Source organism: Hamadaea tsunoensis DSM 44101 (genome assembly GCF_000428945.1).
GTDB lineage: Bacteria > Actinomycetota > Actinomycetes > Mycobacteriales > Micromonosporaceae > Hamadaea > Hamadaea tsunoensis.
Window position 1 is genome coordinate 399,327 of sequence record NZ_AUAX01000005.1, and the last position, 25,613, is coordinate 424,939.

Below are 25,613 nucleotides of genomic sequence, written 5' to 3' on the forward strand. Positions count from 1 at the left end.
CGCGGGGCCCGGGCGGCTCTTGACAGGCGACTAACCTGGCAGGGTGACTCTGCCGGAGCATCCCCCGCTCAGCCGTCGCGGTCGCACGACCCTCATCGTGCTCGGCTCGTTCCTGATCCTGCTGCTCCTGCTGGGCTGGACGGTCAGCATCTGGACCGACTGGCTCTGGTACGACGAGGTCGGCTACACCTCGGTGCTGACCCGTGAGCTGAGTACCCGGCTGGCGCTCTTCGGCGTCGCCGCGATCGTGGTCTCGGTGTTCCTGCTGGGCAACTTCGCCCTGGCCGTGCGCCTGCGCCCGTTCACCCTCCCGCTCGGCCCCGACACGCCCCCCGCCGAACTGGTCATCGACCGGCTGCGGTTCGCGCTGACGACGCGGCTGGGGCGGTGGGTCGGCGTACCGGTGGTGGCGCTGGGGATGATCTTCGGGCTCGCCGCCCAGGGGCAGTGGAAGACCTGGCTGCTGTTTCGCAACGCGCAGCCGTTCAACTCGGTCGACCCGCTCTTCGGGCAGGACATCGGCTTCTCGGTGTTCCGGCTGCCCTTCTGGCAGTTCCTACTGGGCGTCGGCTTCGCGCTGGTCACCCTGACCCTGGCCGGCTCACTCGCCGTGCACGTCATCTCGGGCGCCGTCCGCTTCACCGGGCCCGGCGACCGGATCACCCCGGCCGCCCGCGTACACGTCACCACGCTCATCGCGCTGTTCGTCGGCTTGAAGGCGGTGGCGTACGCGCTGGACAAGCGGGCGCTCGTGCTGGACCAGAACTCCACGTTCTCGTTCAACGGGGCCGGCTACACCGACGTGCACGCGCTGCTGTCGGCGAAGGACATCCTGATGTACCTGGCCGTCACCGTGGCCGTGGCGATCCTGGTCTTCTCCAACGTGGTGCTGCGCAACATCGTCTGGCCGGGCGTTGCCCTGGGCCTGCTGGCCATCTCGGCGATCGCCATCGGCGGCGTCTACCCGTGGTCGGTGCAGACCTTCAAGGTCAACCAGACCCCGACCCTGGAGACCCCGTACGCGCAGCGGGCCATCGACGCGACGCTCAAGGCGTACGGGATGTCCGAGCTTGTGAACCAGCCGTACGCGGCGACGAACATGACGCCGCCGCAGAGCCTGACCACGGACACGACGGTGGTGCCCACGATCCGGCTGCTGGACCCGGCGATCGTGGCGGACACGTTCGCGCAGCCGCAGGTGCGCAGCTTCTACGACTTCGGCAAGAAGCTGGACGTGGACCGGTACACGGTCGACGGCAAGACCGGCGACTACGTCGTCGGCCTGCGCGGCATCGACTACGGCAAGCTCGCCGACGCGCAGCGCAACTGGCAGAACACCCATACGGTCTACACACACGGCTACGGCCTGGTCGCCGCGCCGGCCGACCGGGTCGGCAACAACGGCCAGCCCTGCTTCGTCTCGGGCTTCCTCAACGCCGGCGGCGCGGCCACCGCCTGCTCCTCGACCACCGACCAACTCGGCGTCGACGAGCCCCGGATCTACTACGGCGACGGCTTCACCGAGTACGCGGTCGTCGGCGCCCACGGCGGCCGCAACGTCGAGTACGACCGGCCGACGGGCGACACCGGCGACCAGTACTACACGTACAAGGGCGCGGGCGGCGTACCGCTGAACTCGACCTGGCGGAAGATCCTGTACTCGCTGGACTACATGGAGACCAGTTTCCTGCTGTCCGACGCGGTCACCGACAACTCCAAGATCCTCTACGTACGCGATCCCCGCGAACGCGTACAGAAGGTGGCGCCGTTTCTGACCCTCGACGGCGACCCGTACCCCGCGGTCGTGGACGGGCGCATCATGTGGATCGTGGACGGCTACACGACCGCCACCCACTACCCGTACGCCCAGGTCGTCGATCTCCGGGACGCCACCAGCGACTCGCTGACCGGCAGCGGCACGGTCGCGCAGGACCGCCAGCGGATCACCTACATGCGCAACTCGGTCAAGGCGACGGTCGACGCGTACGACGGGACGGTCACGCTCTACCAGTTCGACGACGAGGACCCCGTCCTCAAGGCGTGGAACCAGGCCTTCGGCGGGATCATCCAGCCCAAGTCGGCCATCCCGACCTCCCTCGCGGCGCACTTCCGCTACCCCGAGGACCTGTTCAAGGTCCAGCGCGATCTGCTGACCCGCTACCACGTCCGGGACGCGGCCGACTTCACCGCCGGACCGGACTTCTGGAAGGTGCCCGACGACCCGGCCGACTCGTCGGCGACGAAGGCCAAGCAGCCGCCCTACTACCTCTACACCCAGCTGCCCGGCCAGACGCGTACGCAGTTCCAGCTGGTGTCGGTCCTCGCCCCGGTGGGTGACCGGCAGACCCTTTCCGCCCTGCTGTCCGCCTCGTACGCCGACGGCCGCCCGCAGTTGCGCGTCCTCGAACTGCCCAAGGACACCCAGGTCCCCGGCCCGAGCCAGGCGCAGCAGCTGATGGAGAACAAGGACCTTCCGCGTACAGACATCAATATATGGAAGGACAACGTTCAACGAGGGAATCTCCTGTCCTTGCCTTACGGCGACGGCATCCTCTACGTCGAACCCCTCTACGTACGCAGTGCGGACCAGAAGGCGTACCCGCAACTGCGGAAGGTGCTCGTCGCGTACGGCGACAAGGTCGGCTACGCGGACACCCTCGAACAGGCGCTCGCCCAACTCGTCGGCACGACCGCGCCACCCACCACGACAACGCCGCCCCCGCCGGGCTCCTCGGCGGTCGACGCCGCGGTCGCCAAAATCCAGAAGGCGCTGGCCGACCTCAAGGCGGCCCAGCAGACCGGCAACTTCCAGGCGCAGGGCCAGGCGCTCGCCGACCTGGACGCCGCGATCAAGGAGTTCAACGAGGCCAAGGGCGGCTCCGGGACACCACCGTCAGCCTCGCCTTCGACCTCCCCAACGGCCTCGCCGTCACCGTCGCCCGGCAGCGGCGGGGCGGCGATGGCAGGGTGAGTTTCGCCGTGGCGTACGGGCCGTGTACTATTCTGCGAGTGCCCGGGCAACGGGCGCGACCTGCGGGGACGTGGCGCAGCTGGTAGCGCACCACACTGGCAGTGTGGGGGTCAGGGGTTCGAATCCCCTCGTCTCCACCCGTGGATCGGTTCCATCCGATGACCGAAAGCCCAACTCATTCGTGAGCTGGGCTTTCGGCTTTCTCGGTGAAGTCCGGCGCAAGCGCCAGTGGTTCTTGCCCTCCTCGCTATGCCGTCTCGCCGGGCTGCCGTGACCGTTCCCGGGTCGCGAGTCGCCCTCCGATCACGGCGTACCAGGCGAGGATCTCCAGGAAGAAGGCCCGTTCGGTCAGGCCGCCGACGCCCAGGGTCCAGGTTCCGAACATCGCGACGATCAAGGCGAGTGCGCCGAGCCCGGCGGCGATCGAGTAGGTGCCCAGGCCACGCCAGGATTCCCGACGGCGCAGGCGTACGCCGGTGGTGATGAATCCGCCGATGGCACCGAGGCCGACCAGCGGCATGCCGACGACCCAGTGCAGGGTCAGTGTCGCGGGTGCCTCGGTGAAGACGCCGGCCCAGGCGAAGCCGATTCCCGGCAGCATCAGCAGGCCCGTGGGGATCCACTGCCATGGGTCGGTCCGTCGGGGGTCGAGTGCCCGGTGGAGGCCGATGCTGACGGCGACAAGTGCCGCGCCCATCACCATCAGCGAAATGTTGAGCAGCCAGGGCTGGTCGCCGACGCCGAGATCGCTGATGGCCTGGTGGATCGGGGAGTAGTCCGGGCGGAGGAGGCCGGCGACGGTGGCGGCCATGACGAAGATCAGCGGCCCGAGGATGCCGCACCACCCCAGGATCTGGATGGTCGGGAAGTTCCGCTCCGATGTTCTCGCGGGCGTTTCGGTCATCAGGCGCCGTCCTTGGAGAGAGGCTTAGATTTGGTAACTAAAATTTTATGGTCACCAAAATTTTTTGGCAACCCAGCGTGCGATACGCTTCGCGACGTGGCTGAGCTTGGGCTTCGCGAGCGGAAGAAGCAGCAGACGCGGCAGCTGATCCTCGACACGGCCGCACGGCTGTTCACCGAACGCGGGTTCGACGGGGTCAGCGTGGCCGAGATCGCCCGGGCGACCCAGCTCTCGGAGGTGACGGTCTTCAACTACTTCCCGGCGAAGGAGGATCTTGTCTTCGGCCGGATGGAGTTCTTCGAAGAGCGCCTGGTGGCCGCCGTGGAGCAGCGTGCGGCGGGAGAATCGGCGGTGGCGGCGTTCGGCCGGGCGGTGATCGCGGGGGCCGATCAACTGGTCGCGCGGGTGGACATGATCGCCAAGGCGGCGACGCTCATCCGGTCCAGCCCGGCCCTGCAGGCCCGGGAGCGCGAGGTCACCGAGCGCTACACGAAGCGGTTGACCGAGGTGCTGGCCGCCGGAACGGGCGGGGGTGGCGATGACATGGAGGCGCGCGTCGTCGCGGGCGCGCTGATGGCTGTCCACCGCGGGTTGCTGGAATACGTACGGGACGCGGTGCTGGCGGGTCGCCGGGGCAAGCGCCTCGCCCAGGATGCCACCGCGCAGGCCGGCCGCGCCCTCGCCCGGTTGGAGTCCGGTCTTGCGGACTACCCAGCGAACCGGCAGGCCGGGACCGCCGCCGACTGACCTCGCTGTGGCCGGGAAGCCGCGGCTTCGTCGGGCTCGGGTCCGGGTAACCGAGGGCGATGAGTTTCACCGAGGCGTTCCGTCTCCACCCGTGGAAGCGGTGAACGCCATGGAGGAGGGCATCATGACGACCACGTACACCTTCGATGTGTTTTCCAGCCTGGACGGCTTCGCGGCGGCCGGCGGCGACTGGACCGGCTACTGGGGCAAGCAGGGGCCGGAGCTGCTCGAACACCGCCTCGACCTGTACGCCGACCAGCAGCGCATGGTGTTCGGCGCCAACACCTACCGGCTGTTCGTGCAGATGCTGGCCGACAGCACCGAGGACTCCGACGTCCGCGATCCCTGGGTCACCAGGATGGTCGGCCTGCCCGCGACCGTGGTGTCGAGCACCCTGCAAGGGCCGCTCGACTGGCCGGATGCGACCGTCGTACCCGGTGACGCCGTCGAGGTCGTCGCCCGGCTCAAGGAGGAGTCGGCGGTGCCGTTGCGTTCGCACGGCAGCCTGTCGATGAACCGGGCGCTGATGGCCGCCGGTCTGGTGGACCGGGTGCAGGTGACGGTGTTTCCGGTGATCACCGGCCGGACCGGACTGGAGCCGATCTTCCAGGGCGCGGCCGACTTCGACCTGACGCTGCTGGAGAGCCGGACGATGGACAACGACATTCAGGAGCTCGTCTACCGGCCGACGCTGCACAGCTGAGCCCAGCAGGTCGCGCAGGGCCCCAGATGGCACAGGGGCCAGACGGTGCGCGGCCCAGATGACGCAAGGCGCAGAGTGTGGCGCAGCCCACGCCCGGATCGCCGGCCCACCGGTCATGATCGACTGATGCGACGGGGACTCGTGATCATCGCCGTGGTCGGGTTGCTGCTCTGCGGCGGGCTCGGCGTCACGTTATGGCAATGGCGGTCGGCGGAGAAGGACCGGCGCGACCTGTCCGACCTGACGATGCTGTCGCCTTGGCCGCGTACGCAGTTGCTGCTGCCGGACGGTCTGCCCCTCGACAGGGCCATGGGGGACGTCGGCTCGGCCGGCTTGAGCGTGTCCTACGTGACCGAAGACGGGCCGCTCGCGTACGCCATCGAGGTTCTCGACGACCGCGGCGAGCCGGTGTGGGGCGTCAGCTGTGGTGCCCGGGCGGTCGCGGTGTGCACGGATCTCGGCGGCGGCTACACCTACGTGAAGGTGCTGGACACCGGCAACAGCGACCCGGCCACGATCGTGCGGCGGCGCGACGGCGACCGGATCTTCAGCGCGACCCTTCTCGGCGATCATCCCGATCGGGTCACGGACCTGCGCGCCGTCGTCACGGCCGTGCATCAGCCCAGCGACGCGGAGCTGCTCAAGATCCTGCGGTTCGACGGCTACCAGACCGACTGGAGCTGAGTCCGCTCCTCGACTCGGGCGCCTCATGGCTGTGGATCTTCTAGGTCTGTGACGAGAATGCCGCGCGGCCCGTCCCCAAGGGGCAGCCACCCCGGTCCGGGCCGCGCGGAGCTTGTGTCGTGCTACTCCCGACGCCGGATCACTCCCGGACCGACGGCTCGGCCGCGGCGGGCACCGGCGACAGCGGCTGTACGCCCAGCTCGTCCAGCAGTTCTTCTTCCCGCGTGACCAGGTCGGCGGCCGGGGCCGGCACCTTCTTGGCGCGGATGAGCGACGCGAGTGCGCCGAGGATGCCCATGATGATGGCCAGCCAGAAGACGATCACCAGACCGTCGTGGAACGGCGTCGCGATCAGGTTCGGGAAGAACTGGTGGTCGGTCAGGGTGGCCGCGTTGGCCGCCGGGAGGTTGCCGAGCACCTGCGGTCCGAGCAGTTCCTGGATCGGGTTGTAGCCGAGGAACGCAGCGAACAGCGTGCCGACGGGCGGCAGGGTGGCGATCGTGTGCGCCGCCGCCGGCGGTACGCCCTGCGCGGTGAGTCCGGCGTCCAGTGTGGACGGCAGCGAGTCCGACAGGCCGGCGACCATGAGCGAGAAGAAGATGCCGATGGACAGCACCATGCCGGCGTTCTGGAAGGTCGCCCGCATGCCCGACGCGACGCCGCGCAGGTGGGCCGGGACGCTGGACATGATGAGGTTGGTGTTGGGCGCCGAGAACAGGCCGCCGCCGAAGCCGTTGAGGAACACCAGGACGGCGAAGACGCCGTAGTGGAAGTTGGTCGGCACGAGCAGGAGCGCGGCGAACGACGCCGACATGAGCAGCAGGCCGCCCGCGGCGAACAGGCGGGCGCCGAACTTGTCGGAGAGGAACCCCGACAGCGGTCCGGCGGCGAGGAAGCCGACCGTCAGCGGGAGCAGGTAGATGCCCGCCCACAGCGGCGTGTCCTCGTAGTTGTAGCCGTGCAGCGGCAGCCAGATGCCCTGCAGCCAGATGATCAGCATGAACTGCAGGCCGCCGCGGGCGATCGAGCCGAGCAGGCTGGCCGCGTTGCCGCCGCTGAAGGCCGCGATGCGGAACAGGTGCAGGGGGAACATCGGCTCGGCGACCTTGGCCTCGATGATCCCGAACGCGAGGAGCAGCAGGGCGCCGCCGCCGAGGCCGGCGATGATCCACGGGTTCGTCCAGCCCATGGAGTGCCCGCCGTAGGGCTGGATGCCGTAGGTGATGGCGGCGAGCAGGGCGGTGAGGCCGGCCGCGAAGGTCAGGTTGCCCCACCAGTCGATCCGGCCCGGCCGGCGTACGCCGTTGTCGCGCAGGGACTTGAAGGCCCAGATGGTGCCGACGACGCCGATCGGGACGTTCACCCAGAAGATCGAGCGCCAGTTCCACTCCGCCAGTACGCCGCCCAGCACCAGGCCGATGAAGGAGCCCGCGATGGCCGCCACGATGTTGATGCCGAGGGCCATGCCGCGCTGCTTGGCGGGGAAGGCGTCGGTGATGATCGCGGCCGAGTTGGCCATCAGCATCGCGCCGCCGATGGCCTGCACGACGCGCCAGCCGATCAGCCAGAGGGCGCCCTTGCCCCCGGTGAACGGGTCCAGCGACAGGATGATCGACGTCGCGGCGAAGATCGCGAAGCCGAGGTTGTAGATGCGTACGCGTCCGTAGATGTCGCCCAGCCGGCCCAGCGTCACCACGAGGACGGCCGTCACGAGCATGTAGCCCATGAGCATCCACAGCAGGTAGCCGACATTGCCGGGCTGCAGCGGATTGAGGCCGACGCCGTTGAAGATCGCGGGCAGGGAGATGAGCACGATCGAGGAGTTGATCGTCGCGATCAGCATGCCCAGGGTCGTGTTCGACAGGGCGACCCACTTGTAGCGGTCGTCGTGCGTGGTCATCGTTCGCCTTCGGTTGTGGGTCAGGGGTGTGCGGCGAGTGTTGCCAGGGTGTTCAGGGCGGGGAGGGCGGCCTCGATCGCGGCCGCCTCGTGCGGCTGCAGGCGGGCCAGGAGCGCCTCGACCTTCTCCGTGCGTACGCGGCGGCGATGGTGCAGCAGGTCGCGGCCGGCCGAGGTGATCTCGACGAGCACGACGCGCCGATCGGACGGGTCCGCGGTACGCGCGGCGAGCGAGTCCCGTTCCAGCCGCGACACGATCTGGGTCATCGCCGGCTGGGTGACGCCCTCGGCGACGGCCAGCTCGGTGAGGCGGCGGGCGCCGTCGCGCTCGAGCGTGGCGAGGGTCGATGCCGCGGAGAGGCTGAGCCCGAGCGGGCTCAGCTGCCGGAACGAGGAGAAGAGGCGCTGGACGGTCACCACGAGATCGGGCTGCGCGGCGGCTGCCGTGCCGCTTTCCGCTGTGCTGCTTTCCGCGGGGACCACCTCAGTCGGGCGCATGCTCTTTTTCTATCACGTACTTATAGAAGTAGTTAATGCATCGGACGGGTGAGCGGGATCACGATGGGCCGTTGACCGTCAAAGTCTTCATATGTAGAGTTTCGATATGCCGCGCACTCCCGACACCTCGCCGCAGACCCTGAAGGTCTTCGACGCCCTGCTGGAAGACCCGCAGGGCTGGCATTACGGCTACGCGCTCAGCAAGCGGACCGGGCTGGCGTCCGGCACCCTCTATCCGATCCTCATCCGTCTCGTCGAGCGTGAGCTGCTCGACACCCGCTGGGCCGAGGCCGAGCCCGGCCGCCCGCCGCGCCACCTCTACCGGCTCACCGGCGACGGCGTACAGGTCGCCACGCAGCGGCTCGCCGTCGGCCGCAAGAGCATCCCCCTGTCCGGCCTCACCCCCAGGACCGTGTCATGACCCGTGAACCCGTCCTCCGCCGCGCCGCCCGCCGCCTGCTCCAGTGGGCCGTCCACCGATCCGGGCGTACGCCGTGGGGCCAGGCTCTGCTCGGCGAATTCGAGGAGACGGCCACCACGGGAGAGGGCGTCCGCTGGGTCCTCAGTGGACTTCCCGTGCTCCTGCGCGGCCGGCGTACCCGTCGCACGATCCTGGCCTGGCGGCTCGCGTACGCGTCGGTGCTCGGGTCGGCCGTGCTGCTGGGGGCGCAGGCGTTCCTCGTGTCGCCCGCGTACGTGCCGACCGACCCGAACAACCCGACACTGGCGGTCGGCGACCGGGTGCTGGTGCAGCACTCCGGTTTCGATCTCCACTATGGACAGATTGTGCAGTTCCACGTGAGCCGGGAGTTCGGGCGGCAGGAGCCGATGCTGCGGCGGATCATCGGGCTGCCCGGGGACGTCATCGACTGCGCCGGCGGCCACGTCCTGCGCAACGGCGAGCCGCTCGACGAGGCGTACCTGCCGGCGGGCACGCTCACGGCCTGCGACCACACGACCGTCCCCGCCGGCGACATCTACGTGCTCGGCGACAACCGGTACACCGCCGTCGACTCCCGGGCGTTCGGCGTGGTCGCCGCGTCCGCCGTCCAGGGCCGGGTCGTGGGCCGGTTCTGGCCGCTCACCCGGCTGGGACCGGTCGGAGGCTGACCGGCCGGATCGCGGGCTGACCGGCCGGGGCGGGCGGCAGCGCGGGGATCCCGGAAGCAGGGATCCCGGAAGCGGGCCGGACGAGACCGGCCCGGCCCCTGGTGGCGGGCCGGGCCGGAGCTTCCGTGCGGTTCGTTCGGGTAGCCGTCAGGCGTTGCGCGTCCGGCGGGTGCGGCGGCGGGGCCGCTCCTCACCGCGGCGGAAGCTCAGCGCCCGGCCGACGGCGACCGCCAGCATGACGCCGATCGCCGCGAACGCCACCTGGATGCCGAGCTCCGCCCAACTCCAGGAGAAGTGCCAGTTCACCGCGTTCCAGTCGAAATGGGCCACGGCGTTGTCGGTGACGTCGAGGGCGTTGGACGCCCACGACCCCAGCAAGGCGGCGCCGAATCCGATGAGCCAGGTCGTGAGGATGCCGATGCTCTGGCGGCCGGGGATGACCAGGCGACCGAGCGTACCCACGACGAGGCCGATCACGATGGCGCTGACGATGTCGTCGATCCGCATCTGCAATCGCTCCCCTCAGGTCTGCCGGTACCTTTGCCGAATCTCCCGGATTCCAAACCGCCCCGCCGTCAGCCGCTGAAGACGTCCAGGTAGGACAGCTTGTCGTTGACGCCCCCGGTGGCGTTCGTCACGGTCAGCCGGCCGTCGGTCACGGTCACCGTCACGGTCGCCTCCACCCAGTGGTTCGCGGTGGTCGGCGTACCGGAGACGGCCAGGGTGCCCTCGACGGCTATCCGGTAGACGCTGTCGGTGTTGGACGGATCACCGGCCGCCACGTGGACGACGTAGGTGCCGTTCGGCACGGCCAGTTCCCAGAAGTTCGCGTTCGTCGGCCGGGCGGCGTGGTTGAGCGTGTCGTAGCGCTGGTCCGGGGAGTTGGCCGCGTCCCGGTCCCGCGTGTTCGCCGTGTTGTCGACCGACCAGCCGTAGCTGAGACCGTTGCCCCGGTTGGCGTACACGGCCCCGGTGTCCTTCGCGTACCCGGTGGGGACGGTCGAGCCCGCGGGCTGGAAGTTGACCGACGCGTGGAACAGCGGCGTCAGCAGGAACGCGTGGTACGCGCCGTTGTGCCGGCCGACGCCCACGATCTGGCCCAGGTCGTTGAGGCCGTTCGCGCGCTCCAGCGTCCAGCCGGTGCCGGTCCCGATGAGGGTGTCGAGCGCGGTGATCGTGCCACCCGGCCGCCAGATCCAGGCGCGCGGCGAGACGCACGGCTGGCACATCGGATCGGCGGTCCCGACGACGACCCCGGCCGCGTTGACCGCCAGGCCGGTGCTGTAGGTGATGCCGTCGAGCGTACCGATGTCCACGATGGACGGACCGGACCACAGGACGGCATGGGTGTTGGACGGGCCCGTGACCGCGGCCGCGCCGGTCACCTGGCCGCGGATGTTGATCGCGGTGGCGGCGGCGCCGCTGGGCTGGCCGGGCAGCCCCGGCAGGAACGCCAGCGAGCCGTTCTGCCAGACGAAGGCGGGCGTGCCGACGACCTGGCCGACGGCGTTGATGCCGTTGGCCGCCCCGAGCTGGTCCGGCGGGTTCGCCAGGTAGGTGCCGTTGCCCGCGAGGTCGAAGATCTCCGCGAGCGGGCTGCCCTCGGAGTCCGCCGGCCGGCGCCCGCCGACCACGCGGCCGGCCGGGTCGATGCCGTTGCCGACGCCGAGCCGGTTCTCGATCGGCCCGCCGAGATCCTGCGGTACGCCGCTCGCGCTCCACCGGATCGGGTAGCCGTAGGACGTCGTGGCCCGGTCGCCGGTCCCGGCCACCTGCCCGGCGTCGTTGATCGCGTTCGCCCGGCTGTTGCCCGCGCCGGGCAGCGTACCGAGGTCGGTCATGGTGCCGTTCGCCCACTTGAAGGCGTGTTCCGCGCCGGACGCGACGGTCGTGTAGCCGACCACCACGCCGGCGTTGTTGATCGCGTTGGCGACGCTGATCGCGTACGTGGAGGTGCTGAGTACGCCGAGGTCGACGATGGTGTAGCGGGCCGGTGCCGCGGCCGCGGCGGGTGCGGCGAGCAGGCCGCCGGCCAGTAGCGCGGAGCTGATGAGAGCCCAACGGGTGCGGGTGGACACGATGTCCCCAATCCAGTGCCGGGTGAGAGTTTCCGGGGTCCGGGAGAGCGCTCCATCACCCTGCGGTGGACAGTGACGGTTGTCAACATGTTGGAAACGTTGCCGCGCGTGCCGACTCCCCGACCGGCTCCGATCAGGGATCGTGAAGGGCGGCGGGCGCGCGGGCGTCCCGAGGAGTGGACGCGGGTGGGCGGTGGTCCGGAAGGTGGGGCATCGTGAAATGCCGAGCGCAACGTCGGGCTCGCCGTCGGCCGCACCCGGCCGCCCATCAGCCGCCCACCCCGCGGCTCGCCCGATGGAGCCCCGCATGCAAGTGAGCGTTCCCGTGCCCGCGTACCCGCATCTGCTGCTGCGCCGCGTCGCCGCCACCCTGCGGTCCGGCACCGCCTTCGCCGACCGCGTACGCCTCCCGCGGGTGGCCGCGCCGACCGGGCCGGTGCCGCCGCCGACCTGGACCACCGTTCCCGGCAGCGCCATCGCCACCGAGGCCCAGCGGTTCGTCGCGTACCGGCACGGTGATGCGGAGGTACGCGTCCACGCCACGACCGGTCTCGACCACCCGGCTCCCGCCGAGGGACTGGTCGCCCGGTTGACCCTCGGTTCCCACCCGGTACGCGTCCACGCCGACGGCACGCCCGGCGGCTACGAGGCGCGCTGGACCGACGGGGGAGCGGCGTACCAGCTGTCGGCCCGGCCGGTCAGCCTCGCCGAGTTCATGGAACTCCTGCTGAGCATGGACTGGAACTAGTCCACACGCGACGGTCAGGCGGGCGGCCCGCCGAGCCCGTGCCGGTACGCGTACCGCACCGCCTGCGCCCGGTCGCGTACGCCGGTCTTGGCGAACAGCCGGTTGATGTGCGACTTCACCGTGGCTTCGCTGACGTACAGCCGGGTCGCGATCTGCCGGTTGGACAGCCCCTCGGCGATCAGCGCGAGCACCTCGGCCTCGCGGGCGGTCAGCTCGTCAGGGAGATCCACCCGCGTGCCGGGCGGGTCCGAGGCGGCGACGAGCCGGCGGCTCACCTCGGCGTCGAGCACCGCGGCACCGACCGCGGCGGCCCGGACGGCCTGGGCGATCTGCTCGCGGTTGGCGTCCTTCGTCAGGTAACCGGTCGCGCCCGCGCGCAGGGCCGCCACGATGTCGGCCTCCTCGGCGTACGTGGTGAGGACGACGACCCGGGTTCCGGGATGCTCGGCGTGGATGCGGGCGGTCGCGGCCACCCCGTCGACCCGCGGCATCCGCAGATCCATGAGCACCACGTCGGGGGCGTGCTCGGCCACCAGGCGCAGGGCTTCCTCGCCGTCGGCGGCGGTCGCCACCACCGTCACATCGTCCAGCAGGTCGAGCAGGACGGCGAGGCCTTCGCGTACGGCGGTCTGGTCGTCCGCCACCACCACGGAGATCACCGGGGAATCGTCACATTCACGGCCCAGCCGCCGTCCACCGGCCCGGCCTCGAACACGCCGCCGGCCAGGCGCGCGCGTTCGCGCAGGCCCGCGAGGCCGTAGCCGCCGCCGGTCCCGGCCAGGTCGCCGGCCGGCCCGGCGCCGTCGTTCGTCACCGTGAGCCGCACGCTCGTCTCGGCGTACGCGAGAATGATGTTGATCTTTGCCCCTGGGGCGTGCTTGCGCGCGTTGGTGACGGACTCCTGCGCGGTGCGGTAGAGGACCAGGGTCTTGCCGGGATCGACGGGGCCGGGCGTGCCCTCGACGGCGACCTCGGCCTGGCCCTCGTACGCGTCGGCCAGCTCGCCGAGCAGCTCGCCGAGGCCGACGGAGTCGCCGCGCAGGACGCCGATGGCGCGCCGGGTCTCGGCGAGGCCGTCGCGGGCGAGCCGGCCGGCCCGCTGGACCGAGGTGCGGGCCTGGTCCGCGCGGCCGTGTTCGAGCAGAGCGTCGGCGGTTTCGAGCTGGACGGCCAGCGCGCCGAGAGAGTGGGCGAGGACGTCGTGGACCTCGCGGGCGAGGTCGGTCCGCTCGGCCATGGCGCGGGCCTGCTGGGCGGCGACGCGCAGCTCGTCGCTCTGCCGGCGGGCGAACCCGACGACGAGGCACAGCGCGATCAGGCCGAGCCCCGGCCACAGCAGGTGCATGGGGTCGCCGGTGACCAGCAGGACGAGGATGAAGGCGACGGCGAGCAGGGACGCGGCGGTGGCGGCGACCGCCGGGCGGATCTGGCGGGCGACCCGGAGCGTCGCGGTGATCAGGAAGACCAGGCCGATGCCGTTGGGCCAGGCGATGATCGTGAGACCGCCGAAGCCGAGCAGCGCCAGGCCGGCGAGTTCCCAGCGCACGTCGCCGGGGCGGAGCACGCCGGGAATCCAGCCGAGGGCGGCCGCCGCCAGCCCGGCGATCGCCCACGCGGTCACCGGCCGGGGGCCGCTGCTGACCGCCGCCACGACGATCAACGTCAGGACGATGGCGCTGCGCAGCCACACCCACCAGCCGGGTCTCATGGGACTAGTTGTACCCGGTCAGCCGAGGATCCGGCCGCGGGCGCGGTCGTCCGGGGCGAACGGGATGCCGAGGCCGTTGGCCCGCCAGGCCACCATCAGGCCCTCGCCGAGCAGGCTGACCCCGAAACCGATCATCAGCACCTGGCTGTTGCCGTCGTCGGCGCCCACCATGTGCCCGCCGAAGGCGAAGGCCAGCCGGACCACGATCGACAGCACCCACAGCGCCACGGTGGTCCAGCGGTAGCGCATCCAGAGGAAGCCGTCGCGCTCGTAGAGGTGGATCGTCCAGCCGCGCAGCGCGCCGAGCCCGAGACCGAGCACGACCTGGACCACCAGCAGGGCGATGTCCATGACGGTCAGGTGGACGCCGTTCAGCCGGGTCAGGCCGATCACTGCCAGGATCGCGGGGATGACGAAGAGCCTGCGGGTCCGCAGCGGGCGGCCCGCCATCCGGCCGGCGATGGTCCAGATCACGAGGCCGGCGATGAGCACGATGGTCACAGCGTTCATGTCCACGACGGTACGGATCATGGACGCGCGCGGCGTCGAACCGTGGGTGGAGAAGGGGTGGAACCGGGTCCACCCCTTGCTGCCTCAGTTCTGCGGTGGCCTCAGTTCGTGCGGCCGGTTCAGTTCGTGCGGCCGGTTCAGTTCTTGCGGCCGACGGCGGCGTACTCGGTGACGATCGTGGTGTCGTCGCCGTCGGGACGCCACTGCGACGCCGTCACGATGCCCGGTTCGAGGATCTCCAGACCGTCGAAGAACCGCGCGATCTGCTCCGGCGTACGCGAGCAGATCGGCGCGGAACCGCTGGAGTTCCACATCTGCATGGCCTGCTCGACCGCCTCGGCGTGCACCTCCTTGGTCGGGTGCGACAAGACGAGGTAGCTGCCGGCCGGCACGGCGTCGACGAGCTTGCGCACGATCGCGTACGCCTCGTCGTCGTCCACCACGAAGTTCATGATCCCGAGCAGCATCACGGCCACCGGCTGGTCGAAGTCGAGCGTCTCGGCGGCGGCGGCCAGGATGGCGTCCGGCCGGCGTACGTCGGCGTCGATGTAGTTCGTGGCGCCCTCGGGCGTGCTGGTCAGCAGGGCCCGCGCGTGCACCAGCACCATCGGGTCGTTGTCCACGTAGACGATGCGCGCGGCCGGATTGGCGCGCTGCGCGACCTCGTGGGTGTTGTCGGCGGTCGGCAGCCCCGTGCCGATGTCGAGGAACTGCCGTACGCCGACCTCGCCGGCCAGATGCCGGACGGCGCGGCCGAGGAAGCCGCGGTTGTAGCGGGCCGACTCGACGAGTTCGGGCATGAAGGCCAGCACCTGCTCGGCCGCCTCCCGGTCGGCGGCGAAGTTGTCCTTGCCGCCGAGCAGGTAGTTCCACAGCCGGGCCGAATGGGCCACCGAAGTGTCCAACCGGGACAGGGGGTCCGCGGCGCCGGGGATCGTCTCAGTCACGGGGTGCACCTTACGGTAATAGGGATGTCGATGCGTGCCCGTCCGCCGGGCGGCTTCACTCGCCCTTGAGGTCGCGGGCGATGCGATAGAGCAGGTCGTGCGTACGCTCCGGCGGGGCCGCCTCGATGCACAGCGTCTCCATCATCAGCGCGTACTGATCGATGTCGTCGCGTTTGTCGAGGTAGAGAGCGCTGGTGAGCTGCTCGACGTAGACCACGTCGGGCAGGTCCGGATCGGCGAAGCGCAGGATGCTGAAGGCGCCGCCCACCCCGGCGTGCCCGCCGACGTCGAAGGGCACGATCTGCACCCGGACGTTGGGCAGCGAGGTCGCGTCGATGAGCGCCTCGATCTGGGCGAGCATGATGTCGCGGCCGCCCATCGGCCGGCGCAGCGCCCCCTCGTCGACCACCGCCCAGAACTGGGGCGGGTTGTCCGGCCGGGACAGCACCTGCTGGCGGCGCATGCGCAGTTCCACCCGGCGCTCGATGGCGTCCGCGTCGGCCCGGCCGTGGCCGAGCCGGACGAGAGCCCGCGCGTACTCCTCGGTCTGCAGCAGGCCGGGGACGAACTGGACCTCGTAGTTGCGGATCATCGAGGCGGCGGCCTCCAGCCCGATGTACGGCTGGAACCAGCCCGGCAGGATGTCGCTGTAGCGGTGCCACCAGCCGGGCGCGTTCGCCTCGCGGGTCAGGGCGAGCAGCCGCTCGCGCTCGTCGCCGTCATGCAGGCCGTAGAGCGTCAGCAGGTCCTCGACGTCGCGTTCCTTGAAGCTGACGCGGCCGAGCTCCATCCGGCTGATCTTCGATTCGGAGGCGCGGATCTGCCAGCCCGCGTCCTCCCGGGTGACGTTGCGGGCCTCGCGCAGCCGGCGGAGGTTGGCCCCCAGCAGGATGCGCAGCGCGGTGGGTCCGCCACCGGCTGTCCCGCCATCCGTGGGGGGCGATGTCACGCTCTCTCCTCCGCTGCCGGCCGAAGGTCGCCCGCGGTCGCCCGCGCTCGATCCGTAAGCATGCCACGCCCTCCGGACCCGGCACCCCGGGCGGCCGGGGGTGGGTTACCCGTCGGAGCGTCCAGATTACTCAACCAGATCATCGAAGTCACCGTCGCGGATGCCGGCCAGGAATGCCGTGATCTCGTCGCGGGTGAACACGAGGGTCGGGCCGTCGGGATTGCGGGAGTTGCGGACGGCGAAGCCGGCGTTCTCGGGCAGGCGTGCGACCTCGACGCAGTTCCCGCTGGAGTTGCTGCGCCGGCTCTTGCGCCAGGCGAGATGGGCCAGCGCCGAACCCGGCATGCCGGAGTAGACGGATGATCCTGAGGCGCGGACGTCGGTCGTCACGAAAACTATCTCCTCCTCATCAATCCCACTCGATGGCCTGGTGAGGCCCTCGGAGGGGATGTTGCCTGCGTTCCGCCCTGCCCGCCCCCGGGTTCGCACGGTCATCTGCACGTGCATCCGCTCTTGCATTTGCAACATGCGTGGCGCATCATAACCCAAGCGGCCCACTGCGGTAGCTCGGCTTTTCCGGTCGAACAGCCAGACGGGCGCCGATCGGCGAGGCGCACACACATCATCTTTTCGGACCATGCACGGCGATACGAGAGTGCCACCCGGAACTCCGCCAAAAGGACGATCTCCGGAATGACGGCGTCCGACGAAGGGACGGCCACTGTGGACCCATTCGACCCTGTGCTCATCGCAGCCGCGGTGACGGCGCTCGCCGTCGCCGCCGGCGCGGTGTTGTGGTCGCGGCGGCGGATCCGGCGGGTGGCGGCCGAGGCGGCCGCGCTACAGCGCCGGCTGCAGGCCGAATGGCAGGCCGCCCGCCAGGACCCGGTCACCGGGCTGCCCAACCGGCGCGCGCTGGACGAGATGAGCGCCGAGCTCCTGGCGGAACCGGAGCAGCCGCCGCTGGTCGCCGTCCTCGTCGTGCTCGACGACATCAAGAAGATCAGCACGCAGCTCGGTCGCGCCGCGGCCGACCAGGTGCTGGTCGCCCTGGCCCGGCGGTTCGCTGACTACGCCCCCGGTCAGCTGGTCGCCCGGATGGGCGACGACGAGTTCGTCGGCTTGCTGGCCAACTCGTCGTCGCCCTTCTCGACGCCGTACCCGGACGAGCGCGAACTCGCCCGGATGCTGGCCATGCCGATCTGGGCGGCCGGGCACTGGCTGCGCGCGGCCGCCTCCGTCGGCATCGCCGCCGTCCACCCGTCCGACGGGCTGCCGGGTGCGCTGCGCCGGGCCGACGCCGCGGTCCGCCGCGGCCGCACGCAGCGGCGTACCAACGGGGCGCATCCGATCCTCGCCCTGCACGACCCCACCCACGACCCGCACGCCGAGAGCCACCGGATCGTCTGGCCGGCGTACTGCAGCGCACAGGCTCTCGCCCGGCGCCGCAAGTCCTGACGCACTTCGGCCGCGGCCCGTGGAGACGCCGCGGCCGTCGCACCGCCCGGTCCCGCCGGCCCCCACCCCCCGAGGAGCCGGTTCCCCTCACACCGGGGCCGAGCGGCTGCGGCGGGGACGGCCCGACAGCCGTCCCCGCCGCGCCGCGTACGGCACAATGTCCTGGTGGAGCCCTTGCTCGTCGTCGACGCGGCCAACGTGGTCGGATCCGTCCCCAATGGATGGTGGCGGGACCGCCGCGGCGCCGCGGTCAAGCTCCGCGACGCGCTGGCCGGTCTGGGCGAGGCCAGGTCCGTCGAGGTCGTCCTGGTCGTCGAGGGCGCGGCCCGCGATGTCCCGCCCATTCCGGGAGTACGCGTGGAGCGCGCCCCCGGCTCCGGCGACGACGCGATCGTGGCGGTCGTCGCGGCCGGCCGGGCCGGGGATCGGACCGTCGTCGTGGTCACGGCGGACCGCGAACTGCGGGACCGGGTCACGGCGCTCGGCGCCGAGGTGACCGGCCCCAGATCCCTTCCCTACCCCTGACCCCTCCGCCCCCTCTCGGGGCCCGGCCGTGGGCCGGCCCATGATCTGGTTTGGATCACGGTTGTCACCCGAATCTTGGTCCATGATTCGGGTGATTTCCCTGATCCAAACGGGATCATGAGGGCGGTCCGCGGCCGGGGCAGGGGCCGGGTGGGTGCGGTGGTCCGCGGTGGGTGGGGGTCAGGCGGCGGTCAGGGCGATCGCGGGGACGACGCCGAGCAGCAGGAACGGGCCGAGCGGTAGCGAAGACTGCCAGCGCACCTTCCCCAGGGCCAGCAGGACGAGCGCCCACACCGCCATGACCAGGCTGGTCACGAGCGGCCAGAGCAGCAGCGCCCCCCAGCCGGACCAGCCCAGCGCGACCCCGATCGGGAAGCCGAGGATCGCGTCGCCGAGGCCGATTCCGCGCCGGGGCAGGCAGAGCAGGAACAACCCGACCGACAGGACGGCGCCCGCCGCGGCCGCCCGCCCGAGCCGCCCGACGTCCTCGATCCCCAGCAGCAGGCAGGTGCCGGCTGACATCGCCGCGATGAACGGCAGCGGAAGTCGATGCGTACGGACGTCGACGCGGGCGAGGAGGAGGGCGAACGCGGCCCACCACGCGACGGCCAGCCGGATCCACACAGGCTGCCCGGCGAGGGCCACCCCGGCGAGCGTACCGACCACGAGCACGCCCAGGGCCAGGTCGGACAGGGTCCACCAGGAGATCGGGCCGGGCCGGCGATCGGAAGATCCGGCAAACCGCACTGTACGTATGGACATTGATCACCCCTTGTTACATAGGTGCCAATCATCGTACGATCGGCCCTCGGGAGCGCAAGCTTTCCGTGTGCACATGGTCACCGCCAGTAGATCACTAGCGCGTGACGAGGGGGGATGCATGGCGCGAATCGGCCATTGTGGACGATTGTTGGCGGCTGCACTTTTGCTGCTGTCAATGGCTTCCGCGTGCACCGAGCGCGTGGAGCCGTCCGCTCTGCCGTCCTCGCCGGCGTACCGGCCCGCGCCGCAGCCGAGCATCGAGGCCGCCGATCAGGCCGTCGTCAACGACGCGTGGCAGGCGTACCTCCGGTTGAACATGATCTATCTCAAGGCGGCGCAGACCGGCGTCTACGACTGGACCGACGACACGACCAAGCGCCCGATGTACGCGTACGCGGGTGGCCCGTATCTGTCCGCGCTGGAGCGCGACCTGGACCTGATGCGGGACCAGGGCCTGGTCCGGACCGGTACGCCGCACGTGACGCTGCGCCGGGTGGTCTCGGTGAGCCCGACGTCGATCGTCGTGGAGGCCTGTGTGGACGACGCCGGCACCGACACGGTGGCCAAGGCGACCGGGAAGTCGGTCGCCAAGGCCGGCCAGAACCACCGGTACCCGGTGACCCTGCGGGCCGGGCTGTATCCCGACGCCCGCTGGCGCTGGGTCGAGTCGCGCGCGGATCGGAGTTCGTCATGCTGAAGCGGCGGATCGGGCAACTCCTCGCCTTCATCTTGATCGCCGTAGGCGTCGTGGTCGTCACGCCGTCCGCAGCGCTGGCCGACTACATCTACTGCCCGCCGGACAACGGACCCTGCTACATCGTCGTGACCGGATCGGGCGGCGGTGGCGGGGGCGGCGGAGGTGGTGGCGGCGGCGGTGGCGGCGCGAAGTGCTACGACCCGCAGCTCGGCGAGATCCCGTGCCACAAGGCGGGTCTGGGCTGGTACAACCCGACCGACGGCTGCTACTACGACCGGCTGTCGCTGTCCATCAACGACCCCATCTGGGGCTCGCACGATCCCAGCAAGGGCGACATGTACAACGTCTGGTGCTGGGGCGGCGCGGCGGCCGGCTGGGAGCTCTCCGGTACGCGCTACCTCACGAACGCGCCGCCGGGCTACGGCGGCGGCCCCACACCCCTCGAACTGGCGCTGCGTGCCATCAACCAGCTGCCCATCGACGGTCCCGCCATCGGGACGGCACCGAGCCGCGCCGGCGCGGGCCTGGTCGGCCTGAAGGTGTGGATGTGGACGGCGATCAAGCCCAGCACGTGGGGATCGGTTTCGGCCACCGCCGCCGTCCCGGGTCTGTCGGTCACCGCCACCGCCACGTCGACGAAGATCGTCTGGTCGATGGGCGACGGCCAGACGAAGACGTGCCGCAATCCCGGGAAGCCGTACCTGACCTCGTACGGATCGACGGGTAAGACCCCCTGCGGCTACGTGTACACGACGAGTTCGCGAGGCCGGAAGGGCGGCCGGTACGCCGTCGTGGCCACCACCTACTGGCACGTGCACTGGACCGGTGGTGGGGAGAGCGGAGACCTCGACGTTCAGCGCTCCTCGAACACCACTCTCCGTATCGACGAAATGCAGGTGGTGACGAAATGAGCATGGTCACGTCCGCCCGGCCGCCCGCCGCGCCGCTCACCGTCCCGCGGCTGGCGCCCCGCCGCCGGTCGCTGTGGCAGGGCGCGCTCGCCGTGCTGCTGATCGCGGCCGGCGCGCTCACCGCCGGCTACGTCGCCCAGCGCATGGGGTCCACACAGGACTATCTCGCCGTCGCCCGGCCCGTCGGGCAGGGGCAGGCGATCACCGTGCAGGACCTCCTGATCGTCCGGGTCAACAGTGCGATGGGCCTGCGGCCGGTCGCCGCGAGCCAGGCGGGCAAGGTGATCGGCAAGCACGCGGTGATGGCCCTGGTGCCCGGCGCGCTGCTGACGATGGACCAGGTCACCGACACGCCGATCCCGGCGCCCGGCAAGCAGCTCGTCGGCCTCGCGCTGGACGAGGAGTACCTGCCGTCGGCCCGGCTCGCCATCGGGGCCGCCGTGGTCCTCGTGGTGATTCCCGACAACAGCGTCAGCTCCGATCAGACCTCACCCGACCTGACGCCGCCGCGTACGATCGCCGCCACCGTGGTCGACGTGCGGCCGGGCAGCAAGGACGGGACCACGCTGCTCAACGTCGAGGTGGCCGCGGCCGACGCCGCGACGGTCGCCGCCCTCGGCCCGGCCAAGCGCATCGCGGTGGCCCTGGTCAACGCGCCCGAGCAGAACGCCGGCCAGCCCCAGGTCGTCGATCCGTCGCCGGAGCCGTCGGCGGCCTCGCCCAAGGCGTCGTCATGACGCTCATCTCCATGGTCTCCGCCAAGGGCTCGCCGGGCGTCTCGACGACCCTGCTGGCCTGCGCGCTGACCTGGTCCGCGCCGGTCCTGCTGGCGGAGTGCGACCCCGCCGGCGGCGCCCTGCTCTCGGGCTACCTCAGCCGCTACGAGCTGCCCGCCGACCGGGGGATCCTGCCGCTGGCCGGGGCGGCGCTGCGCGGTATCGCCCCGCAGGAGCTGGCCGGCCAGCTCATCGACCTCGACGGCGACAAGCGCGAGCGGATGGCCCTGCCCGGCCTCGCCGACCCGGCGCAGAGCGCCTCGCTGGAACCGGCCTGGCTCGCGCTCGGCATGTTCTTCGCCTCGCTCGGCCCGGTGGTCCTCGCCGACTGCGGCCGGCTCGCCGCCCCGCATCCACCGCTGGCCCTGCTGCGCCAGTCCGACCTCGTGCTACTGGCCGTCCGGCCCCGGTCGCTGCGTACGCTGTCCCCGGCCGTGCCCGCCATCGCCGCACTGCGCCGGGAGCTGGCCGAGGCGAATGTCCCCATGGGACTCGTGCTCGTCGGCGGGGGATCGTCCGGCCGCGAGGTCGCCCGGCACCTGATGGCGCCGGTCGTCGGCGAGGTCGCGTGGGATCCCAAGACGGCGGCCGCCCTGTGCGGCCAGGGTCGCGGGCGCCGCCGGGGCCCGCTCATGCGTACCGCGTCGGGGCTGCGCGAACGGGCCGCCGCCGCGATCGCCGCCCACGCCGGGCAGACCACCGTCCCGCAACCGGCGGCCCGATGACCACACCGAAGATCCCCGCTCACGCCGCGGCCGAGCCGTCCCGGCTCAACGGGCACGCGTACGCCGCCGTCACGGCCGGGCCGTCGGCGGTCGTGGCGCTGCCGCCGGTCGGGCCGCCGCCGGTCGAGATCGACTACGCGGTGGTACGCCAGCTGCACACCCGGGTCAGCGACCAGCTCAGCCGGTTGCTGACCGAGTCGGCGAACGTGACCCCGGCGTACCGGCGGGAGATGGCGGAGCGGCTGGGCAGGGAGGTCATCGCCGACTACGCGGTCGGCATGGCCCATGCCGGCAAGCCGGTCAGCCCGGCCCTGGAACGGGCGCTGCTCGACGCCGTCGTGGCCGGCATGTTCGGGGCGGGCCGGCTGCAGCGGTTGCTCGACGACCCGTCCATCACCAACGTGCACATCATCGGGTGCGACCAGGTCCTGCTGCACCACGCCGACGGTTCGCGTACGCGGGGCGAGCCCGTCGCCGATACCGACGACGAGCTGATCACGATGCTCCAGGTGCTGGCCATGCGCGTCGCGTCGACCGAGCGGCAGCTGTCGGAGTCCAATCCGGAGCTGGACATGCAGCTGCCGGACGGCTCCCGGATGACGGTGCTGTACAAGGTTTCGCCACGGCCGGTCGTCTACATCCGCAAGCACAGCCTCTTCGACGCGACGCTGGAGGAACTGCGCGACAAGTGGGGCATGATCGACCTGCTGCTGCACCGGTTCCTCCTGAAGGCCCTCGAATCCGGGGCCAACATCATGATCGCCGGGCTGGCCGGTTCCGGTAAGACCACCCTGCTGCGCGCGCTGGCGCGCACCATCCCGGTCGCCGAGCCGTACATCACCCTGGAGGAGTCCCGGGAACTCGGCCTGCACGAGCCGGTCGGTTCCAACTGGGTCATCAGCCTGGAGGCGCTGCAGGGCCACGGCGAGTACGACCACGCCGGCCGGCGTCGCGGCGAACGCAACCTGCACGACATGATGCCGATCACGCAGCGGCTCGGCGTACGCCGGGTGATCGTGGGCGAGACCCGCGGCCGGGAGATCGTCCCGATGCTGCGGGCGATGACCGTCAGCCGGGGCGCGATGTGCACGATCCATGCCCGGCAAGCGCGCGAGGTGATGGACTCGATCGTGCAGCTGGCCTGCTCCTACGGCAACGACATCGGGGCGGATCAGGCGCTGCGCATGGCCGCTCAGGGCATCGACCTGATCGTCTACACCGCGGTGGTCGACGAGCGGGCCATCGGCGGCGCCGAGCACCGGTTCGTCTCGCACGTCATCGAGGTCGGCGGCATGCGCGACGACCGGGTGGTCACCACCACCGTCTTCGGGCCGGGCGCCGACGGCCGGGCCGTGCCGCGTCACCTGCCCGAACGTATCCGCGACGATCTCATGGACGCCGGCTACGACCTGCGCGAGCTGACGGCGTACATCGAGGCGGGTCCGCACAATCGCGGCGCGTGGGCGCGTGAGCTGCGCACGAGGCGGTCCCGCGGATGATGGAGCTGATCCTGTCGGCGCTGGCCTTCCTCCTGGTGGCGGGCGGTATCGGGCTGACCCTGGTGTTCTGGATCGGCACGACGCGGCCGCCGGGTCCGCGCTCGCCGTTCGGGGCCTGGCTGCGCCAGATGCTGCTGGGCGAGGGGCTGGAGCAGCCGCGCAAGCGGCAGGCGCTGATCGTGACCGGGGTCGTCGGCGGTGCGCTGGTCTGGCTGCTGACCGGCTGGCCGATGGGCGGCCTGCTGGTGCTGGTGGCGGTGCCCGGCGTGCCGTGGCTGTTCGCCGCGGCCGGCGCCGAGAAGCAGGCCCTGGCCAAGCTGACCGCGCTGGAGGAGTGGACCCGCCGCGTCAGCGACTACGTACGCAACGGTCTGGGACTGCAGGCGGCCCTGGTCGCGGCGGCCCGCACGACGACGTCGTCCCTGATCACCTCGGAGGTACGCGTTCTCGCGGCCCGGCTGCAGGCCGGCGTCGCCGCGGAGGTGGCGCTGCGCGCGTTCGCCGACGAGTTCGACGACTACAGCTGCGACGAGGTCGTGGCGCCGCTGATCCTGCAGCTGGCCGACGCCGGTGAGGGCCTGCACAACGCGCTCGCCGACATCTCCGAGGCGCTGGCCGGGGAGATCGCCAGCCGGTCCATGGTGGACACCGAGCGGGCCACCGCCCGGTTCACGGTCAAGTTCCTCACCGGCTGCTCGGTGAGCGTCCTGGTCTGGTCGATGCTCAACTCCGGTACGGCGTCGGCGTACCGGTCGTTCCTCGGGCAGACGGTGATCTTCGCATTGTCGGTCGTCTTCGTCCTGCTGATGCTCTGGATCCGGTCGCTGTCGCTGCCCGAGCGCCGCCCCCGGCTGCTGCGGGCGCACGGGTTCACGGCGGATCTCGCGACCGAGGGCGGTGCCGAATGAACCTGAACTTCTGGCTGGCCGTGTCGATCATCGGCGGGGGCGTCGGGGGCTACGGCGTCGCCCTGCTGATCGCGCAGTTCCGGCCGGCCACCCCGGCCATCGGGCCCGCGCTGCGGCGGCTGCACCCCGTGCCGGTCGTCATCGAGCCCTCGCCGGTCCAGGTCGAGCCGACGCGTACGCGGTCGTTCTCGATCGAGGACCTGTTCCGCGCTCCCCCCGCCGACCTGGAGATCGTGGGGAAGTCCCAGCGCGACCACATGATCTCGATGCTCGCCTCGGCGCTGCTGGCGATGCTCGTCCCCGCGCTGTCCACGGTCGTCATCGTGGTCCTGCGGATCGACGTGTCGGTCTACATCCCGATCGCGATCACGCTCGTGTTCGCCGTGCTGGCCGCCTGGGTCGTGCACCTGGACCTGGTGGGCAAGGCCAAGGTGGCCCGGCTGGAGTTCATCCGGGCACTGTGCACCTACGCCACCCTCACCGCCCACCAGGTACGCGCCGGCCACGGCGCCGTCGAGGCGATGGAGCGGGCGGCCGGGATCTGCCACGGCTGGCCGTACGCGCGGCTGCGTACCGCGCTGCTGACGGCCCAGTTGCAGATGAGTCCGCCGTGGGACGAGATGCGGGCGCTGGCCCAGCTGATCGACGTCGGGGAGCTGGCCACCTTCGCCGACATCATGCGCAGCGCCGGAACCGACGGCGCGCAGGTCTACTCGACCCTGCGGGCCCAGGCCGAATCGCTGCGCGACCAGATCCGGGTGCGCTCGGTGGAGCGGGCGAAGACGCGTACGTCGCATCTGGACATTCCGACCACGCTACTGATCATGATCCTGCTCACCCTGCTGATCTACCCCTTGATGATCAACCTGTTCCGGCAGGTCTGAACAGCTTCACTC

At 71.0% G+C, this 25,613-nt stretch carries 28 protein-coding genes and 1 tRNA gene; 17 read left to right on the forward strand and 12 right to left on the reverse strand.

The features are described 5' to 3' along the window. The first annotated feature begins 43 nt into the window (after nucleotides 1–43). Both G401_RS0111960 and G401_RS0111965 read left to right on the forward strand, forming a co-directional pair. Nucleotides 44–2,971 carry a UPF0182 family membrane protein gene (locus G401_RS0111960; protein ID WP_245601691.1) on the forward strand — a complete coding sequence of 976 codons (2,928 nt, stop codon included), beginning with the start codon at nucleotides 44–46 and terminating at the stop codon, nucleotides 2,969–2,971. A gap of 64 nt (nucleotides 2,972–3,035) precedes the next feature. Then, nucleotides 3,036–3,108, forward strand: a tRNA-Ala gene (locus tag G401_RS0111965). 110 nt (nucleotides 3,109–3,218) lie between these two features. Here the strand turns inward: G401_RS0111965 and G401_RS0111970 are convergent. After that, nucleotides 3,219–3,875, reverse strand: a complete 657-nt coding sequence (locus G401_RS0111970) for a DUF998 domain-containing protein (RefSeq protein WP_027342703.1) — start codon at nucleotides 3,873–3,875, stop codon at nucleotides 3,219–3,221. 96 nt (nucleotides 3,876–3,971) lie between these two features. On the opposite strand from G401_RS0111970, the gene G401_RS45070 reads away from it, so the two are divergent. The 3 genes from G401_RS45070 (at nucleotide 3,972) to G401_RS0111985 (ending at nucleotide 6,009) form a co-directional block, all read left to right on the forward strand. Beyond that, nucleotides 3,972–4,622 carry a TetR/AcrR family transcriptional regulator gene (locus G401_RS45070; RefSeq protein WP_051366515.1) on the forward strand — a complete coding sequence of 217 codons (651 nt, stop codon included), beginning with the start codon at nucleotides 3,972–3,974 and terminating at the stop codon, nucleotides 4,620–4,622. A gap of 124 nt (nucleotides 4,623–4,746) precedes the next feature. Further along, nucleotides 4,747–5,325: a dihydrofolate reductase family protein gene (locus G401_RS0111980; RefSeq protein WP_027342704.1), complete on the forward strand. Its 579-nt coding sequence runs from the start codon at nucleotides 4,747–4,749 to the stop codon at nucleotides 5,323–5,325. Nucleotides 5,326–5,451: 126 nt separating this feature from the next. Then, a complete protein-coding gene (locus G401_RS0111985) occupies nucleotides 5,452–6,009 on the forward strand; it encodes a hypothetical protein (protein WP_027342705.1) in 558 nt (185 codons plus the stop codon). Between the two features lie 139 nt (nucleotides 6,010–6,148). Here the strand turns inward: G401_RS0111985 and G401_RS0111990 are convergent, their stop codons facing one another. Next, nucleotides 6,149–7,909: an MFS transporter gene (locus G401_RS0111990; protein WP_027342706.1), complete on the reverse strand. Its 1,761-nt coding sequence runs from the start codon at nucleotides 7,907–7,909 to the stop codon at nucleotides 6,149–6,151. 20 nt (nucleotides 7,910–7,929) lie between these two features. Further along, nucleotides 7,930–8,406: a MarR family transcriptional regulator gene (locus tag G401_RS0111995; RefSeq protein ID WP_084557090.1), complete on the reverse strand. Its 477-nt coding sequence runs from the start codon at nucleotides 8,404–8,406 to the stop codon at nucleotides 7,930–7,932. A gap of 106 nt (nucleotides 8,407–8,512) precedes the next feature. Between G401_RS0111995 and G401_RS0112000 the strand changes: the two genes are divergently transcribed. Beyond that, complete coding sequence (locus G401_RS0112000) at nucleotides 8,513–8,827, forward strand: PadR family transcriptional regulator (protein WP_027342708.1); 315 nt, start codon at nucleotides 8,513–8,515, stop codon at nucleotides 8,825–8,827. Next, a complete protein-coding gene (gene lepB, locus G401_RS52605) occupies nucleotides 8,824–9,516 on the forward strand; it encodes a signal peptidase I (protein ID WP_051366516.1) in 693 nt (230 codons plus the stop codon). Before G401_RS0112000 ends, lepB begins: the two co-directional genes overlap by 4 nt. Before the next feature lie 147 nt (nucleotides 9,517–9,663). On the opposite strand, the gene G401_RS52610 is transcribed toward lepB, so the two are convergent. Together G401_RS52610 and G401_RS0112015 are read right to left on the reverse strand one after the other, a co-directional pair. Beyond that, on the reverse strand, nucleotides 9,664–10,023 hold the full coding sequence (locus tag G401_RS52610) for a GlsB/YeaQ/YmgE family stress response membrane protein (protein ID WP_064741738.1): 360 nt from the start codon (nucleotides 10,021–10,023) through the stop codon (nucleotides 9,664–9,666). A 68-nt stretch (nucleotides 10,024–10,091) separates the two neighbouring features. Then, complete coding sequence (locus G401_RS0112015) at nucleotides 10,092–11,594, reverse strand: HAF repeat-containing protein (protein WP_027342709.1); 1,503 nt, start codon at nucleotides 11,592–11,594, stop codon at nucleotides 10,092–10,094. Nucleotides 11,595–11,901: 307 nt separating this feature from the next. On the opposite strand from G401_RS0112015, the gene G401_RS0112020 reads away from it, so the two are divergent. Next, nucleotides 11,902–12,342: a hypothetical protein gene (locus G401_RS0112020; RefSeq protein ID WP_169734175.1), complete on the forward strand. Its 441-nt coding sequence runs from the start codon at nucleotides 11,902–11,904 to the stop codon at nucleotides 12,340–12,342. A gap of 14 nt (nucleotides 12,343–12,356) precedes the next feature. Here the strand turns inward: G401_RS0112020 and G401_RS0112025 are convergent, their stop codons facing one another. From G401_RS0112025 to G401_RS0112050, 6 genes are all read right to left on the reverse strand, one after another. Further along, on the reverse strand, nucleotides 12,357–13,001 hold the full coding sequence (locus tag G401_RS0112025) for a response regulator transcription factor (protein ID WP_027342711.1): 645 nt from the start codon (nucleotides 12,999–13,001) through the stop codon (nucleotides 12,357–12,359). After that, complete coding sequence (locus G401_RS52615; protein ID WP_084557095.1) at nucleotides 12,998–14,050, reverse strand: sensor histidine kinase; 1,053 nt, start codon at nucleotides 14,048–14,050, stop codon at nucleotides 12,998–13,000. The genes G401_RS0112025 and G401_RS52615 overlap by 4 nt, the downstream gene beginning before the upstream one ends. 18 nt (nucleotides 14,051–14,068) lie before the next feature. Continuing rightward, nucleotides 14,069–14,560: a hypothetical protein gene (locus G401_RS0112035; protein ID WP_027342712.1), complete on the reverse strand. Its 492-nt coding sequence runs from the start codon at nucleotides 14,558–14,560 to the stop codon at nucleotides 14,069–14,071. A gap of 137 nt (nucleotides 14,561–14,697) precedes the next feature. Continuing rightward, nucleotides 14,698–15,507 carry an SAM-dependent methyltransferase gene (locus G401_RS0112040; protein ID WP_051366519.1) on the reverse strand — a complete coding sequence of 270 codons (810 nt, stop codon included), beginning with the start codon at nucleotides 15,505–15,507 and terminating at the stop codon, nucleotides 14,698–14,700. 55 nt (nucleotides 15,508–15,562) lie between these two features. Beyond that, the gene (locus G401_RS0112045) at nucleotides 15,563–16,456 is read right to left on the reverse strand and encodes a helix-turn-helix domain-containing protein (protein WP_027342714.1); all 894 of its coding nucleotides are present in this window, start codon (nucleotides 16,454–16,456) and stop codon (nucleotides 15,563–15,565) included. 126 nt (nucleotides 16,457–16,582) lie between these two features. Continuing rightward, nucleotides 16,583–16,846: a DUF397 domain-containing protein gene (locus G401_RS0112050; RefSeq protein ID WP_407636854.1), complete on the reverse strand. Its 264-nt coding sequence runs from the start codon at nucleotides 16,844–16,846 to the stop codon at nucleotides 16,583–16,585. 303 nt (nucleotides 16,847–17,149) lie between these two features. On the opposite strand from G401_RS0112050, the gene G401_RS45090 reads away from it, so the two are divergent. Continuing rightward, nucleotides 17,150–17,914, forward strand: a complete 765-nt coding sequence (locus tag G401_RS45090) for a GGDEF domain-containing protein (RefSeq protein WP_051366520.1) — start codon at nucleotides 17,150–17,152, stop codon at nucleotides 17,912–17,914. A 162-nt stretch (nucleotides 17,915–18,076) separates the two neighbouring features. Continuing rightward, nucleotides 18,077–18,439, forward strand: coding sequence for a PIN domain-containing protein (locus G401_RS0112060; RefSeq protein ID WP_034591282.1), 363 nt, complete (start codon nucleotides 18,077–18,079; stop codon nucleotides 18,437–18,439). A 180-nt stretch (nucleotides 18,440–18,619) separates the two neighbouring features. Here the strand turns inward: G401_RS0112060 and G401_RS45095 are convergent, their stop codons facing one another. Beyond that, on the reverse strand, nucleotides 18,620–19,201 hold the full coding sequence (locus tag G401_RS45095; protein ID WP_157545612.1) for a hypothetical protein: 582 nt from the start codon (nucleotides 19,199–19,201) through the stop codon (nucleotides 18,620–18,622). 175 nt (nucleotides 19,202–19,376) lie between these two features. Between G401_RS45095 and G401_RS0112070 the strand changes: the two genes are divergently transcribed. The 7 genes from G401_RS0112070 to G401_RS0112100 are packed head-to-tail and all read left to right on the forward strand — an operon-like array spanning nucleotide 19,377 to nucleotide 25,601. Beyond that, entirely contained in the window at nucleotides 19,377–19,898 is a 522-nt protein-coding gene (locus tag G401_RS0112070) for a hypothetical protein (RefSeq protein WP_027342717.1), read from the forward strand. Next, entirely contained in the window at nucleotides 19,892–20,809 is a 918-nt protein-coding gene (locus G401_RS0112075; protein WP_051366522.1) for a hypothetical protein, read from the forward strand. The genes G401_RS0112070 and G401_RS0112075 overlap by 7 nt, the downstream gene beginning before the upstream one ends. After that, on the forward strand, nucleotides 20,806–21,546 hold the full coding sequence (locus tag G401_RS45100; RefSeq protein ID WP_157545614.1) for an SAF domain-containing protein: 741 nt from the start codon (nucleotides 20,806–20,808) through the stop codon (nucleotides 21,544–21,546). Before G401_RS0112075 ends, G401_RS45100 begins: the two co-directional genes overlap by 4 nt. Further along, on the forward strand, nucleotides 21,543–22,310 hold the full coding sequence (locus G401_RS45105) for a hypothetical protein (protein ID WP_051366524.1): 768 nt from the start codon (nucleotides 21,543–21,545) through the stop codon (nucleotides 22,308–22,310). Before G401_RS45100 ends, G401_RS45105 begins: the two co-directional genes overlap by 4 nt. Next, nucleotides 22,307–23,809, forward strand: coding sequence for a CpaF family protein (locus tag G401_RS0112090; protein WP_027342719.1), 1,503 nt, complete (start codon nucleotides 22,307–22,309; stop codon nucleotides 23,807–23,809). Before G401_RS45105 ends, G401_RS0112090 begins: the two co-directional genes overlap by 4 nt. Further along, nucleotides 23,806–24,717, forward strand: a complete 912-nt coding sequence (locus G401_RS45110) for a type II secretion system F family protein (protein ID WP_064741739.1) — start codon at nucleotides 23,806–23,808, stop codon at nucleotides 24,715–24,717. Before G401_RS0112090 ends, G401_RS45110 begins: the two co-directional genes overlap by 4 nt. Continuing rightward, nucleotides 24,714–25,601, forward strand: coding sequence for a type II secretion system F family protein (locus tag G401_RS0112100; RefSeq protein WP_027342720.1), 888 nt, complete (start codon nucleotides 24,714–24,716; stop codon nucleotides 25,599–25,601). Before G401_RS45110 ends, G401_RS0112100 begins: the two co-directional genes overlap by 4 nt. Nucleotides 25,602–25,613 lie beyond the last annotated feature (12 nt).